Source organism: Curtobacterium pusillum (genome assembly GCF_007680845.1).
GTDB classification, from domain to species: Bacteria; Actinomycetota; Actinomycetes; order Actinomycetales; family Microbacteriaceae; genus Curtobacterium; species Curtobacterium pusillum_B.
In genome coordinates this window covers 54,883-70,082 of record NZ_VEIY01000003.1, presented here as the reverse complement: position 1 = coordinate 70,082, position 15,200 = coordinate 54,883, and the positions used below count along the sequence as shown (strand labels likewise).

The 15,200-nt window shown below is 70.1% G+C and carries 15 protein-coding genes; all 15 read right to left on the bottom strand.

What is annotated here, in order from left to right; all coding sequences use genetic code 11:
• Positions 1-19: 19 nt before the first annotated feature.
• Positions 20-367, bottom strand: a complete 348-nt coding sequence (locus tag FS825_RS07980) for a rhodanese-like domain-containing protein (RefSeq protein ID WP_144711986.1) — start codon at positions 365-367, stop codon at positions 20-22.
• Positions 367-1,368 (bottom strand): protein translocase subunit SecF, encoded by a 1,002-nt coding sequence (gene secF, locus FS825_RS07975; RefSeq protein ID WP_144711984.1) that lies wholly within the window; start codon positions 1,366-1,368, stop codon positions 367-369. The genes FS825_RS07980 and secF overlap by 1 nt, the downstream gene beginning before the upstream one ends.
• Positions 1,368-3,119 carry a protein translocase subunit SecD gene (secD, locus tag FS825_RS07970; RefSeq protein ID WP_144711982.1) on the bottom strand — a complete coding sequence of 584 codons (1,752 nt, stop codon included), beginning with the start codon at positions 3,117-3,119 and terminating at the stop codon, positions 1,368-1,370. Before secD ends, secF begins: the two co-directional genes overlap by 1 nt.
• A gap of 88 nt (positions 3,120-3,207) precedes the next feature.
• Positions 3,208-3,615, bottom strand: coding sequence for a preprotein translocase subunit YajC (locus FS825_RS07965; protein WP_144711980.1), 408 nt, complete (start codon positions 3,613-3,615; stop codon positions 3,208-3,210).
• 96 nt (positions 3,616-3,711) lie between these two features.
• The gene (gene ruvB / locus FS825_RS07960; protein WP_144711978.1) at positions 3,712-4,749 is read right to left on the bottom strand and encodes a Holliday junction branch migration DNA helicase RuvB; all 1,038 of its coding nucleotides are present in this window, start codon (positions 4,747-4,749) and stop codon (positions 3,712-3,714) included.
• Positions 4,746-5,366: a Holliday junction branch migration protein RuvA gene (gene ruvA / locus FS825_RS07955; RefSeq protein WP_144711976.1), complete on the bottom strand. Its 621-nt coding sequence runs from the start codon at positions 5,364-5,366 to the stop codon at positions 4,746-4,748. Before ruvA ends, ruvB begins: the two co-directional genes overlap by 4 nt.
• A complete protein-coding gene (gene ruvC / locus FS825_RS07950; RefSeq protein ID WP_144711974.1) occupies positions 5,363-6,031 on the bottom strand; it encodes a crossover junction endodeoxyribonuclease RuvC in 669 nt (222 codons plus the stop codon). Before ruvC ends, ruvA begins: the two co-directional genes overlap by 4 nt.
• Before the next feature lie 4 nt (positions 6,032-6,035).
• Positions 6,036-6,800, bottom strand: coding sequence for a YebC/PmpR family DNA-binding transcriptional regulator (locus FS825_RS07945; protein WP_144711972.1), 765 nt, complete (start codon positions 6,798-6,800; stop codon positions 6,036-6,038).
• 99 nt (positions 6,801-6,899) lie between these two features.
• Positions 6,900-7,496, bottom strand: coding sequence for a pyridoxal 5'-phosphate synthase glutaminase subunit PdxT (pdxT, locus tag FS825_RS07940; RefSeq protein WP_395885952.1), 597 nt, complete (start codon positions 7,494-7,496; stop codon positions 6,900-6,902).
• Positions 7,490-8,410, bottom strand: a complete 921-nt coding sequence (gene pdxS / locus FS825_RS07935; protein ID WP_144711968.1) for a pyridoxal 5'-phosphate synthase lyase subunit PdxS — start codon at positions 8,408-8,410, stop codon at positions 7,490-7,492. The genes pdxT and pdxS overlap by 7 nt, the downstream gene beginning before the upstream one ends.
• A gap of 12 nt (positions 8,411-8,422) precedes the next feature.
• Entirely contained in the window at positions 8,423-9,049 is a 627-nt protein-coding gene (locus FS825_RS07930; RefSeq protein WP_260981090.1) for an HIT family protein, read from the bottom strand.
• Positions 9,049-11,037 (bottom strand): threonine--tRNA ligase, encoded by a 1,989-nt coding sequence (thrS, locus tag FS825_RS07925; protein WP_144712490.1) that lies wholly within the window; start codon positions 11,035-11,037, stop codon positions 9,049-9,051. The genes FS825_RS07930 and thrS overlap by 1 nt, the downstream gene beginning before the upstream one ends.
• Positions 11,038-11,139: 102 nt before the next feature.
• A complete protein-coding gene (locus FS825_RS07920; protein WP_144711966.1) occupies positions 11,140-11,682 on the bottom strand; it encodes an adenine phosphoribosyltransferase in 543 nt (180 codons plus the stop codon).
• 64 nt (positions 11,683-11,746) lie between these two features.
• Entirely contained in the window at positions 11,747-11,983 is a 237-nt protein-coding gene (locus FS825_RS07915; protein ID WP_144711964.1) for a hypothetical protein, read from the bottom strand.
• 562 nt (positions 11,984-12,545) lie between these two features.
• A complete protein-coding gene (locus tag FS825_RS07910) occupies positions 12,546-15,140 on the bottom strand; it encodes an ATP-dependent Clp protease ATP-binding subunit (RefSeq protein WP_144711962.1) in 2,595 nt (864 codons plus the stop codon).
• Positions 15,141-15,200 lie beyond the last annotated feature (60 nt).

Sequence of the window (15,200 nt, the reverse complement as noted above, 5' to 3'; positions counted from 1 at the left end):
CAAGACTACGCGTGTCCGGTCAGTGCTCGTGACGCGGTTCGCCCTGGGCGTCGCGGACGACCGGAGCGCCCGCCTGCTCCCAGGCCACCATGCCCCCGGTCAGGTTGACCGCGGACACACCGGACTGTTCGAGGGCCGCGACGACCCGTGCGGACCGGGCGCCCGAGTGGCAGACGACGATCGCGGGCTGGTCGCCGCCGTCGATCTCCTGCCACCGCGCCACCAGCTCCGACATCGGCACCAGGGTTGCCTGGGGCGCGTGGACCTCGTCCCACTCCCCCTGCTCGCGGACGTCGAAGAGCCGCGAGCCGGACCCGAGCCGCCGGAGCGCCTCGGCGACGTCGACCTCGTCGATCTCGGCGGGCATCAGGCGTTCGCCGCCGCGTCGACCTCGCGCTTGCGCTTCGCCGCTGCGGCCTGCTTCTTCGCGTCCGCCTGCTTGATCTTCGGCTCGTTCTCGCGGAGGTGCGCGTACATCGGCGAGGCGATGAAGATCGTCGAGTACGTGCCGACGATGATGCCGATGAACAGCGCGAGCGAGATGTCGCGGAGCGTCCCGGCGCCGAGCACGTACGACCCGATGAAGAGGATCGCGCCGACCGGCAGCAGGGCCACGACGGAGGTGTTGATCGAGCGCACGAGGGTCTGGTTGACCGCGAGGTTGACCGACTGCACGAACGTGCGGTGCGATTCCTGGCTCGTGTTCTCGCGCACCTTGTCGAACACCACGACGGTGTCGTACAGCGAGTAGCCGAGGATCGTCAGGAAGCCGATCACCGCCGCGGGCGTGACCTCGAGCCCGACGATGCCGTAGACACCGGCCGTGATGAGCAGGTCGTGGAGGAGCGCGACCATCGCGGCGACGGACATCTTCCAGGTGCGGAAGTAGAGCGCCATGAACACCGCGGCCAGGGCCAGGAAGATCACGAGACCGCGGATCGCCTGGGCGAGCACGTCGGCGCCCCAGGTCGCACCGATGAACGTCGCCGCGACCTGGCTGTCCGGCACGTCATACGCCTTCGCCAGGGCGTCCTGCACCTCGGTGGTCTCGCGGTCGGTGAGCTGCCCGGTCTGGACGCGGATGCCGTGGGTGCCGAGCTGCGAGACGCGCGGGACGCCCTCGGGCACGATCGACTCGACGGTCTCGGTCGCGAGGTTCTGGTCGAGGTTCTTGACGTCGGAGAGCGTGAACTCCGAGCCGCCGGTGAACTCGATGCCGAGCTGGTACCCGCCGCGGAGCCACGGTACCGCGAGCGAGATCACGATCGCGATGATCGCGACGATGTACCAGGTCTTGCGCCGGCCGACGATGTCGTAGGAGCGCTTGCCCGTGTAGAGGTCGCTGCCGAACTGGCTGAAGCTGGCCATCAGTCGTCCTTCCCGTCCGGCGTGCTGCCGTTGTCGCCGGAGGCCTGCTGGGCCTTCCGCTCCGCGATCGTCTGTCGGCGCTGCGCCTCGCCCGCACTGCGCTGGCGCTTGCCGTCGACGACGGGAGCGCGGAACTGTGCGCGCCCGCGGTACACGGCGCCGAGTGCGGACGGATCGAGCCCGCTGAACTTGTGCCCTTCGCCGAAGAACCGGCTGCGGGCGATGAGCTGCATCATCGGGTGGGTGAACATCACGACCACCACGACGTCGATCAGGGTCGTGAGGAGCAGCGTGAACGCGAAGCCCTTCACGTCGCTCACCGCGAGGATGTAGAGCACCACGGCGGCGAGGAAGTTGATCGAGTCGGACGCGAGGATCGTGCGCAGGGCCCGCTTCCAGCCGGACTCGACGGCGCTCTCGAGCCCGCGGCCGTCGCGGAGTTCGTCCCTGATGCGTTCGAAGTACACGATGAACGAGTCCGCCGTGATGCCGATGGCCACGATCAGACCGGCGACACCCGCCAACGACAGGCGGTAGTCGATGCGCCACGACATGATCGCGACCACGAGGTACGTGAGCGCCGCGGCGACGCCGAGCGACAGGACCGTGACGAAGGCGAGTGCCCGGTACTGGATCACCGAGTAGATGATCACCAGGATGAGCCCGATCAGGCCCGCGACGAGGCCGCCGACGAGCTGGGCCGTCCCGAGGGTGGCGGAGATGTTCTCGTTCGACTGGACCTGGAAGTTGATCGGCAGCGCGCCGTACTTCAGCTGGTCGGCGAGGGTCTTCGCGGAGTCCGCCGTGAAGGAGCCGGTGATCTGCGCCTTGCCGTTCGTGATCGCCGAGTTCGTCGTCGGCGCGGTGATGACCGAGCCGTCGAGCACGATGGCGAACTGGTTCTGCGGCTGGGTCAGCGAGACGAGCCGGTTCGTGACCGTCCGGAAGTCCTTGGTGCCCTCGCCGTTGAACGTCAGGTTGACCGCCCACTGACCGGTGGAGGTGCCCTGCGAGTCGGTCGCGAGGCCGGACGTCGCGTTGCTGATGTTCGACCCGGAGACCTCGACCGGTCCGAGGATGTACTTCGCGGCACCGTCCTGGTCGCACGTGACGAGGGGCTCGTCGTCGGGCGCCGTGGTGACGTCGTCCGGTGCGTCGCAGTTGTAGTTCGTGTAGAGGTCCTGCAGCGCCGGCGTGACCCAGTTGAGGTCGCTCGCGTTCGACGGCTTCGCGCTCGGGGTCGCCGCGAGGGACGCGGGCGGCGAGTACGGCGTCGGCGAGGCGGTCGAGGAGCCGTCGTCACCGACCGCGGTGTTCGTCGCCGCCTCGGTGTAGAGCACCGGGCGGAACGTCAGCTTCGCGGCCGCTTCGATGCGGTCGATCGTCGCCTTGTCCGGCTTGCCCGGGATGGAGACGACGATGTTGTTCGCCCCCTGGGTGTTGATCTGGGACTCCGAGACACCGGTCGCGTTGATGCGCTGACGGATGATGTTGACGGCCTGGTCGAGCTGCTGGCTCGTCACCGAGCCGCCCTCGGTGTTCTGGGCCGCGAGCGTCAGCTGCGTGCCGCCCTGCAGGTCGAGGGCGAGTTCCGGGACCCAGCTCGCCCCGGCGAACCACTTCCCGGTGTCGTCCTTGGTGGATCCGGCGAGGATCGACGCGGCGGTGTTCAACCCCGCGAGGACCGCCATCAGGATCACCAACCAGGTCAGCGAGCGGATCGCCTTCTTGACGGGTGTCGATCGTGCCACCGGTCGTCTCGTCTTTCTGTCAGGACCGACGGCGGGGGACCGGCGGCAGGATCAGACCCCGGGTCGGTGGACCCGGGGTCGTGGGAGGTCAGTCTTCGGTCTTGCGCTTCGCCGCGTCGGCGTCGGCGTCGGTGGGCTCGATGCGCTCACCGTAGATCGGCTCGCCGTTGAGCTCGGCGACGGGCTTCGGCGCTGCCGGCTCGTCTTCCGGCGTCGCGGTGGTCTCGATGTCCGACGCGTTGTCGTCGACGACGCGGGACAGGGTCTGGCGGTGCACCGTGACGACCGTGCCCGGAGCGATCTCGACGTCGGCCGTGACCTTCTCGTCGTTCACGGACAGGAGCGTGCCGTAGAGCCCGAAGGAGAGCATGACCTTCGCGCCCGGGACCATCTTGTCGGCCAGCTCGGACTGCTGCTTCTTGCGCTTCCGGCTGTTGTAGAACATGAAGGCCGCGAACGCCACGACGATGACGATGAGGATGACTTCTTGACCCATGATGCGATGCCTTCTCTGGTTGCTCGGTTTCGGGCCGTAGCAGTCTAGGGCACACGCCTGTGGGTGGGACGGCACCACGACTACTGCGGGGTGGTGTCAGTCGGTGTCGTCGTCGAAGAGACCGGGTTGCGCGGCGCTGGCGTGGCCCGGGGTCATCCCGAAGTGCCGCCATGCCTGGGGCGTCGCGATCCGCCCGCGAGGGCTGCGGGTGACGAGGCCGACCCGGACGAGGAACGGCTCGACGACGGACTCGATCGTCTCGGATTCCTCGCCGACGGAGACCGCGAGGGTGTTCAGCCCCACCGGACCGCCGTCGAAGCGCGTGAGCATGGTCTCGACGACGGCGCGGTCGAGTCGGTCGAGCCCGAGTTCGTCGACGTCGTAGAGGTCGAGGGCGCCCTGCACGGCGGCCATGCCGTCGGTCGTCCGGTGCACGAGGGCGTAGTCACGGACGCGCCGGAGCAGGCGGTTGGCGATGCGGGGGGTGCCCCGGGAGCGCCCGGCGATCTCGCGGAGCGCGGAGCGGTCGATGTCGAGCTCGAGGAGGTGCGCGGCCCGGATGAGGACCTGTTCGAGCTCGTCCTTCTCGTAGAACTCGAGGTGCGCCGTGAAGCCGAAGCGGTCGCGGAGCGGGTTCGGGAGGAGCCCCGCGCGGGTCGTCGCACCGACGAGCGTGAAGGGCGCGAGGTCGAGCGGGATGCTCGTCGCGCCGGCGCCCTTGCCGACCATGACGTCGATCCGGAAGTCCTCCATCGCGAGGTAGAGCATCTCTTCCGCGGAACGGGCCATGCGGTGGATCTCGTCGATGAACAGGACCTCGCCCGGGACGAGCGACGAGAGCACGGCGGCGAGGTCACCCGCGTGCTGGATCGCCGGCCCGCTCGACATCCGCAACGGGCGCCCCGACTCGTGCGCGACGATCATCGCGAGCGTCGTCTTGCCGAGACCGGGCGGGCCGGCCATCAGGATGTGGTCCGGCGTGCGGTCCTGCATCGCGGCGGCCTTGAGGAGCAGGTCGAGCTGGCCCCGCACCTTGCGCTGCCCCACGAACTCGTCGAGCGACTTCGGACGCAGCGCGCCTTCGAACGCGAGTTCTTCCTGCGACTCGGGGCTGGCGGCGGTGATGCCGCTCACCGGCTGGCCCCGGCGGGACGCAGCGCACCGAGCGCGGCACGGAGGAGCGACTGCGTGCCCATCGCGGCGGCCCCCGGCTCGTTCGCGATGGTGTCGTCGACGGCGCGCTGTGCGGCGTCCTCACGCCACCCCAGGCCGACGAGCGCCTCGACCACGTCGGTCGCGGCGGGGTGCGCGGCGCCACCACGGGTGGCGGCGACGACGGTGGCCTGTTCGAACGCGGCGAGCTTGCCCGAGAGCGCGACGATGATGAGCTTGGCGGTCTTCGGGCCGATGCCGGAGACCTTGCGGAACGCGCCGTCGTCGTCGTTCGCGACGGCGTTCGCGACCTGGGCGGGGTCGAGGTGGGCGAGGACGCCCATCGCCGACTTCGGACCGACGCCGGAGACGCTCCGGAGCAGGTCGAACACCTGCAGCGCGTCGGTCGTCTCGAAGCCGAAGAGCATCTGGTCGTCTTCGCGGACGATCATCGCGGTGCGGAGGAAGACCTCCGCCCCGTGGCGCATCGTCAGGGCGTGCGCCGGTGTCACGGTGACCGCGTAGCCGACTCCCCCGACCTCGACCACGACGTTCGACCCGGCGACGTCGATGCAGGTGCCCCGGAGACTCGCGATCATGCCCCGAGCTTACGGCCCGCCACCGACGAAGCCGAGGAGCCACGCTGCGCCAGCGGACCACCGCGCTGCGGTCGGGCGGCGGCGGCCGCGGCACGCGCCAACGGCGAGTCGACGGTGCCGCCCTGGGCGTCCCGCCAGGCCCGCTGCGCCGGGGTGAGGTTGGTCGCGCGGGTGCCGACCGCGTCCGGCGATCCGAGGCGCCAGGCGTGGCACACGGCCAATGCGAGCGCGTCCGCGGCATCGGCCGGCTTCGGCGCCTCGTCGAGCCCGAGGACCCGCGCGATCATGGTCTGCACCTGCCGCTTGTCCGCGTTGCCGTAGCCGGTCACCGCCGCCTTCACCTCGGACGGGGTGTGCAGGCCGACCGGGAGTCCGCGTGCGGCCGCGGCGTGCAAGGCGAGTCCGGCGGCCTGGGCGGTCCCCATGACGGTGCGAACGTTCGCCTGCGCGAAGACGCGTTCGACCGCGACGGCATCCGGGCGGTGCTCGTCGATCTCGGCAGCGATGCCGTCGGCGATCCGCAGGAGCCGTTGCTCGAGCGCCATGTCCGCCGGGGTGCGCACGACCGTCACGTGGACGAGCCGTGCGCGCCGGTTCGGTGCGACCTCGACGATGCCGACGCCGCACCGGGTGAGCCCGGGGTCGACCCCGAGCACGCGGAGCATCGGGTTAGTCCTCGTCCTCGTCGAGCTCGGCCTGGACGTCGGCGGGGATGTCGAAGTTCGAGTAGACGTTCTGCACGTCGTCGCTGTCCTCGAGCGCGTCGATCAACCGGAACACCTTGCGCGCGGTGTCGGCGTCGACGGGGACCTTGAGCCCGGGGACGAACTCGGCGTCCGCGGAGTCGTAGTCGATGCCGGCGTCCTGCAGCGCGGTGCGTGCCGCGACGAGGTCGGTCGCCTCGGTGATGACCTCGAACCCGGCGCCCTGGTCGATGACGTCCTCGACACCGGCGTCGAGCACGGCCGTCATGACGGTGTCCTCGTCGAGGCCGTCCGTCTTCGTGACCGAGATGACGCCCTTGCGCGCGAAGTTGTATGCGACGCTGCCCGGGTCGGCCATCGTGCCGCCGTTGCGGGACATCGCGGTCCGGACCTCGGCAGCAGCGCGGTTCTTGTTGTCGGTGAGGCACTCGATGAGCATCGCGACGCCGTTCGGGCCGTAGCCCTCGTACATGATGGTCGTGTACTCGATCGACTCACCGGTGAGACCGGCGCCGCGCTTGATGGCGCGGTCGATGTTGTCGTTCGGGACCGAGGTCTTCTTGGCCTTCTGCACGGCGTCGACGAGGGTCGGGTTGCCCGACAGGTCGGCACCGCCCATCTTCGCGGCGACCTCGATGTTCTTGATGAGCTTCGCGAACGACTTGGCACGGCGACCGTCGATGACGGCCTTCTTGTGCTTGGTCGTTGCCCACTTGGAATGCCCGGACACGGTGCTCCTTGCGTCTGACGGAAAATCTGGTCCAGTTTACCGGCCCGGGAGGCGCGGGGTGCGTCCGCCTCGCTGGGACCGTGGACGAGTGGTGCGGCCTCAGGCGCTGTGGACGAGGTCCAGGAAGCGGCGGTGGAAGCGGTCCTCGCCCGCGACCTCCGGGTGGAAGGCACTCGCGATGACGTTGCCCTGCTGCACGGCGACGACCTGCCCGTCGGCGAGGGCCCCGAGGACGTCGACCCCGGGTCCGTGCTCCTCGACCACGGGCGCACGGATGAACACCGCGTGCACCGGGGCGTCCCCGAGCGCGGGCATCGGGACGTCGACCTCGAACGAGTCGTTCTGGCTGCCGAACGCGTTCCGTCGGACCGTGGTGTCGAGGACGTCGAGGGTCTGCTGGCCGTCGATGCCGGCGGCGATGCGCGAAGAGAGCATGATCATGCCCGCGCAGGTGCCGTAGGTCGGGAGACCACCGCGGATCGCGTCGGCCAGGGGCTCGGCCACGCCGAACGCACGGGACAGCTTGTCCATCACGCTCGACTCGCCGCCGGGGATCACGACGCCGTCGAGCGCCGCGATCTCCTCCGGACGACGCAGCGGCACCACGTCGGCGCCGAGTTCCGTGAGGGACGCGATGTGCTCGCGGAAGTCACCCTGCAGCGCGAGCACCCCGATGCGGGGCCGCGCGCTCACCAGCCGCGCTCGGCCAGGCGGTGCGGTGCCGGGACGTCGGCGACGTTGATGCCGACCATGGCTTCACCGAGGCCACGCGAGGCGTCCGCGATGACCTTCGGGTCGTCGTGGAAGGCGACGGCCTTGACGATCGCGGCGGCGCGCTTCGCCGGGTCACCCGACTTGAAGATGCCGGAGCCGACGAACACGCCGTCGGCGCCGAGCTGCATCATCATCGCGGCGTCGGCCGGGGTCGCGACGCCACCGGCCGTGAAGAGCACGACCGGGAGCTTGCCGGTCTGTGCGACCTCCTTGACGATGTCGATCGGCGCCTGGAGTTCCTTGGCGGCGACGTACAGCTCGTCTTCCTTGAGGTTGCGCAGCGCCGCGATCTCCTTGTTGATCGTGCGGATGTGCTTCGTGGCTTCGGACACGTCGCCCGTGCCGGCCTCACCCTTGGAGCGGATCATGGCCGCGCCCTCGGTGATGCGTCGGAGGGCTTCGCCGAGGTTCGTGGCACCGCAGACGAACGGGGTGGTGAAGTTCCACTTGTCGATGTGGTTCACGTAGTCGGCGGGCGAGAGCACTTCGGACTCGTCGATGTAGTCGACGCCGAGCTCCTGCAGCACCTGGGCCTCGACGAAGTGACCGATGCGGGCCTTCGCCATGACCGGGATCGACACGGTCGCGATGATCTCCTCGATCATCGACGGGTCGGACATGCGGGCGACGCCGCCCTGGGCGCGGATGTCGGCGGGGACGCGCTCGAGGGCCATGACGGCCGTGGCGCCGGCTTCTTCCGCGATGCGGGCCTGCTCGGCGTCGACGACGTCCATGATGACGCCGCCCTTGAGCATCTCCGCGAGGCCGCGCTTGACGCGGTCGGAGCCGGTGATCGAGGTGCCGGGGGTGCTCGGGGTGCTGCTGCTGTCGCTCATGATGCCGACAGTCTAGTGGTCCGTGGGCCACCCCTCGGCGACGAGACGCCGGGTCTCGCCGAGCAGCTGGGACATCGACTTCGTCCGCGCGATGATCGGGAAGAAGTTCGCGTCCGACTGCCACCGGGGCACGATGTGCTGGTGGAGGTGGCCGGCGACGCCAGCCCCGGCGACCTCGCCCTGGTTCATCCCGATGTTGAAGCCGTCGCAGTGCGAGACGGACCGGAGGACCCGCATCGCCGTCTGGGTGAGCTCGCCGATCTCGCGGAGCTCGTCCGGTGTCGCCTCGTCGTAGAGCGGGACGTGCCGGTACGGGCAGACGAGCAGGTGCCCGTTGTTGTACGGGAAGAGGTTGAGCAGGACGTACGCGTGTTCGCCGCGGGCGACGATCAGGGCGTCCTCGTCGGACTTCTGCGGCGCCTCGCAGAACGGGCAGTCGTCGTCGTGGCCGCGGCCCTTGCCCTCGCGACCGGCGTCGATGTACGCCATCCGGTGCGGGTTCCAGAGGCGCTGGAAGGCATCGGGCACCGCAGCGGCGGTCGCGGCGTCCCGGATCACCAGGGGGTCGTCCCCGGACCCGGCCGCGTCGTCGACGTGACCGGTCCCGGGGACCTGCGCTGCGCCTCCTGGACGGGTCATCAGACCTGCGCGCGCTCGCGGATCGCGGTGAGGATGCGGTCGACCGCCTCGGCCACCGGCACCGCGTTGTCCTGTCGGCCGTCGCGGAACCGGAACGAGACCGCTCCGGCGTCCCGGTCGTCACCGCCGGCGATGAGCTGGAACGGCACCTTCGCCTTGGTGTGCGTGCGGATCTTCTTCTGCATCCGGTCGTCGGAGTGGTCGACCTCGGCGCGGACGCCGTGCGAGCGGAGCGTCGCGATCACCTCGTCGAGGTAGTCGCCGTACTCGGCCGCGACCGGGATCCCGACGACCTGGACCGGTGACAGCCACGCCGGGAACGCGCCCGCGTAGTGCTCGGTGAGGACGCCGAAGAAGCGCTCGATCGAGCCGAACAGGGCGCGGTGGATCATCACCGGGCGCTGACGGGTGCCGTCGGCCGCCGCGTACTCGAGGCCGAAGCGCTCCGGCAGGTTGAAGTCGAGCTGCACGGTCGACATCTGCCACGTGCGACCGATCGCGTCCCGCGCTTGCACCGAGATCTTCGGGCCGTAGAACGCCGCGCCCGCGGGGTCGGGGACGAGTTCGAGACCGGACTCCTCGGCGACCTCGCGCAGGGTGTTCGTCGCGACGTCCCAGACCTCGTCGTCGCCGACGTACTTCTCGGGGTCCTTCGTGGAGAGCTCGAGGTAGAAGTCGTCGAGGCCGTAGTCGCGCAGGAGGGAGAGCACGAACTGGAGCGTGGTGGTCAGCTCCTCCTTCATCTTCTCCTGCGTGGTGAAGATGTGCGCGTCGTCCTGGGTCATGCCGCGGACGCGGGTGAGGCCGTGGATGACGCCGGACTTCTCGTTGCGGTACACCGTGCCGAACTCGAACATCCGCAGCGGCAGGTCGCGGTAGGACCGGGCCTGCGAGCGGTAGGCGAGGATGTGCATCGGGCAGTTCATCGGCTTGAGGTAGTAGTCAGCCCCCTGCCGGGTGACGTTGCCGTCCTCGTCCTTGGCCTCGTCCATGTGCATGGGCGGGAACATGCCGTCCTTGTACCAGCCGAGGTGCCCGGACTGCTCGAACAGGTCACCCTTCGTGATGTGCGGCGTGTAGACGAACGAGTAGCCCTCCTGCTCGTGCCGACGGCGCGAGTAGTCCTCCATCTCGCGGCGGATGATGCCGCCCTTCGGGTGGAAGATCGCCAGGCCGGACCCGATCTCGTCCGGGAACGAGAACAGGTCGAGTTCGGCGCCGAGCTTGCGGTGGTCGCGCTTCGCCGCCTCTTCCAGACGGACGAGGTAGGCCTTCAGCTGGTCCTTGTCGGGCCAGGCGGTGCCGTAGATGCGCTGCAGCTGCGGGTTCTTCTCGGACCCGCGCCAGTACGCCGCGGCGACGCGCATGAGCTTCGACGCGTTGCCGACCCAGCGGGTGTGCGGCACGTGCGGGCCGCGGCAGAGGTCCTGCCAGACGACCTCGCCGGTCTTCGGGTCGACGTTCTCGTAGACGGTCAGCTCGCCGGCGCCGACCTCGACGCTCTCGCCCGAGTCGCCCGCCTCGGCAGCGCCCTTCAGGCCGATGAGCTCCTGCTTGTAGGGCTCCCCCGCCATGCGTTCGCGCGCTTCTTCATCGGTGACGACGACGCGACGGAAGCGCTGGGCCTGCTTGACGATGCGGTCCATGCCCTTCTCGATCGCCTTGAGGTCGTCCGGGGTGAAGGGCTCGGCGACGTCGAAGTCGTAGTAGTAGCCGTCGGTGACGGGCGGGCCGATGCCGAGCTTGGCGTCCGGGTTGATCTGCTGGACGGCCTGCGCGAGCACGTGCGCGGCCGAGTGGCGGAGGATGTCGAGCCCGTCCTGCTCGTCGAGGGTCACGGCCTCGGCGGTCTCGCCGGCCTGCACCTCGGCGGCGAGGTCCTTGAGGACGCCGGCCACCCGGATCGCGACGACACCGCGCACGCCGTCGAAGAGCTCGGTCCCCGTAGTGGTCGTCGTCGCGGTGCGGGGCTCGGGTGCCTGGGGCACGGCTGCGGGCTCGGCGTTCTCCGGCGGAGCGGCGACTGACTCGGTCACGATGATGGGACTCCTCGATCGAATGGGTGCGTCAAGACTAGTGCGCGCGCGGGCTCACGCAGGGACGGCGCCGAGGGTCTGCACGGGCAGGCGCGGCTCGAGGCGCGCGCGACCGGACAGGCCGTCGAGTTCGAGCAGCGCGGCGAAGCCGATCGCCTCGTAGCCGGCGCGCTCGAGCAGCGTGATGGTGGCCGCTCCGGTGCCGCCGGTGGCGAGGACGTCGTCCACGACGAGCACCCGGGTACCAGCGGGGAGCTGACCCGGGCGCAGCTCGAGCTCGGCCTCGCCGTACTCGAGCGCGTACTGCTCGCTGAGGACCTCGCCCGGGAGCTTCCCCGCCTTGCGGACGGTCAGCACGCCCACCTGGTGCTGCGCGGCGATGCCCCCGGCGAGGGCGAAGCCGCGCGCCTCGATGCCGGCGACCGCCGCGAACCCGTCGCCGATGGCGAAGGGTGCCGCGAGGGCCTCGCAGACGCGACCGAACGCGACCGGGTCGGAGAACACCGGCGTCACGTCGCGGAACAGGATCCCCGGCGACGGGAAGTCCGGGACGATGGCGGTGAGTCGTTCGACGAGTGCAGCTGCGGTTTCGGTCACCAGACAACGGTACGGGAGGCGCGGCGTACGTCCGACGAGTCGGCGCACGCCGCGCCGGTGGTGCTCAGTGCCAGAGGTGCATCGCGGCACTCTGGACGAGCCAGCGTGCCTCACGGTCGAGCCGCTCGCGTTCGAGCCGGTTCCGTGTGGCGATGTCGACCGACGGACGCACGTGGTGGGTGCGACGGCTCCAGATGATGAGGGTCATCCCGATGCGGAGCGCGATGCGGTCGGAGAGCGAGACCCGACGGCGTGCCGCGCGGGTTCCGGGAGGGCGGATGGCGGTGGTCTTCGTTGACACGGTGTGTCCCCTTCAGGGCATGACGGAACTGCCCGGCACACGGGCAGGAGGAATGAATGCGCGAGAATGCATTCCGCGCCCACGCGAGAATGCGCGGGGAAGCGGTCAGGAATTGCTGCCGATACCAGGAGCGTCGCACCGACCACCGACATTCGCGGCCGCATTCCGCCACGCCGCCATCGTCACCGCGGACGGTGACGATCGGGCACGACGGACAGTGCGACCGACGGCGGTGTCAGACCGTTCCTGGCGAGGCGGACTCAGCGCGGGAGACGGGTCAGGACACAGGTGTCGACTGGTGTGGGACGCTCCGTGTCAGCGGACCCGGACAGGGGTGCCGCCGAACGTACGGATGCCACGGAACGGAGTCGTTGCGGTGATCATCATGGTCAGGCCCCCTTTCGGTCTCGTGCTGACTGGTGCTCGTGAACACTATCCACACCCGCAATCACCGCGCAACCCCCTTTTCGGCGATTCGTCCGGAATTGCATTCCCGAACGCCAACGCCGAACGTCGAACGCCCCGGCGCCTTTCGGCGTCGGGGCGTCCTCGAGGGAACTGATCAGACCGCGGCGGGCACCGCGACCGTGGCGGCGAGCCCGCCGTCGACCACGTCCACCCGCACCGTGTCGCCGTCGGTCACGGCCTCGTCCACGACGAGCCCCGCGATCCGGTCGTCGACCTCGCGCTGGATGAGGCGGCGGAGCGGACGGGCGCCGTACTCCGGCTCGTACCCGTGCTCGGCGAGCCAGTCGACCGCCTGGTCGGACACCGACAGCGTCATGCCCTGCGCGAGCAGTCGGAGCGCGGTGTCCTGCAGCAGCAGGTCGACGATCGAGTGGAGCTGCGTGCGGTCCAGCTTGCGGAACAGCACGATCTCGTCGATGCGGTTGATGAACTCGGGCCGCATCGACTCGCGGAGCCTGCCCATCACCCGGGCGCGCAGGTCATCCTCGGAGTACCCGCCGTCCGCCGAGGCCGAGAACCCGAGCGCACCGGAGCGCGACGCGAGGAACTCGGACCCGATGTTCGACGTCATGATGACGACCGTGTTCCGGAAGTCCACCGTGCGGCCCTGACCGTCGGTCAGGCGACCGTCGTCGAGCACCTGCAGCAGCAGGTTGAACACGTCCGGGTGCGCCTTCTCGACCTCGTCGAGCAGGACGACCGAGTACGGGTTCCGACGGACACGCTCGGTGAGCTGGCCGGCCTCGTCGTAGCCGACGTACCCGGGAGGGGCACCGACCAGGCGCGACACGGTGTGCCGTTCGCCGAACTCGCTCATGTCGAAGCGGAGCATCGCCGACTCGTCCCCGAACAGCGACCCCGCGAGGGCCTTCGCGAGCTCGGTCTTGCCGACGCCGGTCGGGCCGAGGAACAGGAAGCTCCCGACCGGTCGGCGCGGGTCGCCCATGCCGGTCCGGCTGCGCCGGACCGCGGTCGCGATGGCGCGCACGGCGTCGTCCTGGCCGACGACACGCTCGTGGAGTTCGTCCTCGAGCGCGGCGAGTCGGGTGCGGTCGCCCTGCGTGAGCCGCGTGGCCGGGATGCCGGTGGCGCGCGCCACCACCTCGGCGATGTCGGTCTCCGTGATCGAGGTGCCCACCTGCTCCTGACGGGAGGCGCGGCTGGCGTCCGACTGCGAGGCGGCGGTGATCCGCGCCTCCAGTCCGTCGATCTCGTCGCGGAGACGCGACGCCTCCTCGTAGTGCTCCTCGGCGACCGCGGCGTCCTTCGACGCCGTGAGCGACTCGACCTCGGTCCGCAGCGCGGCCACGTCGACGTCACCCGACCGGGCGAGCCGACGGCGTGCACCGGCCTGGTCGATGAGGTCGATGGCCTTGTCCGGCAGGTGCCGGTCGGTCACGTACCGGTGCGAGAGCTCGACGGCAGCGCGGAGGGCCTCCGGCGTGTAGACGACGTCGTGGTGCACCTCGTAGCGCGGGGCGAGCCCGGTGAGGATCGCGACAGCGTCCTCGACGCTCGGCTCCCCCACGGTGACCGGCTGGAAGCGGCGCTCGAGTGCGGCGTCCTTCTCGATCCGGCGGTACTCGTTCAGCGTGGTCGCGCCGATCATGTGCAGGTCGCCGCGGGCCAGGCGGGGCTTGAGGATGTTGCCGGCGTCCATCGAGCCGCCCTCGCCGCCGCCACCGGCGCCGACGACGGTGTGGAGCTCGTCGACGAACACGATGAGCTCGTCGGCGTGCGCCGCGATCTCGTCCATCGCCTTCGTCAGCCGCTCCTCGAAGTCGCCGCGGTAGCGGGTGCCGGAGAGCATGCCCGCGAGGTCGAGCGAGACGACCCGCTTGCCCTGGAGCAGCACGGGCACGTCACCGTCGGCGATGCGCTGGGCGAGGCCCTCGGCGATCGCGGTCTTGCCGACGCCGGGCTCGCCGATGAGGACGGGGTTGTTCTTGGTGCGGCGGAGCAGGATCTCGACGGTCTGCTCGATCTCGTCGGCACGGCCGATCACCGGGTCCACGTGCCCGTCACGGGCGCGCTCGGTGAGGTCGGTGCCGAACTGGTCGAGCGTCGGGGTGTCGGACTCCGTCGCGTTCGTCGCGGTGGCCTCGTCGGTACCCGGCATGGGGCGCCCCTCTCGTGCCGCGGCAGCAGCCTGCGCCGCGTAGTCCTGCATGACCTGCGGGGTGACGCCGGCACTCGCGAGCAGCTGCCCGGTGACGGTGTCCTGGTCCATGACGAGCGCGAAGAAGACGTGCTCGGGGTCGGTGTACGTGCTGCCGAATCCGCGCGCGGCCTGGGTGGCCTCGACGAGGATGCGCTGCGCGGTGCCGGTGAGCGCCGGTCGGCCGGTGCCCTCGACCCGCTCGCGGGCCAGCGGGAGGCGCTGCTCGATCTCGTCGGCGAGCTGCTCGGGGTCGACCCCGGCCTGGCGGATGACCGCCGTGAACGGGTCGGTCCGGACGAGCACGTGCAGGATGTGCAGGGCGTCGATCTCGTGCTGACCCTGCTCGACGGCGTACTCCGCCGTGTGCTGCAGCATCTCGTGGGTGCGACGGCTGAGCAGTCGCGTGATGTCGACCGGGCGTCCCAGCGGTACGGATCGCTGGGCGCCGGTCTCCTTGGCCGCGAGCAGGCGTGCGAGGAACTCGTCGAACGAGTCGTTGCCGCCGGTCGGACCGAACGTTGCTGGCAAAGGGACCTCCTGGGAACTTGAGTGCCTTTGACTCAATGCAACGCAGGAGGGATCGGGTCA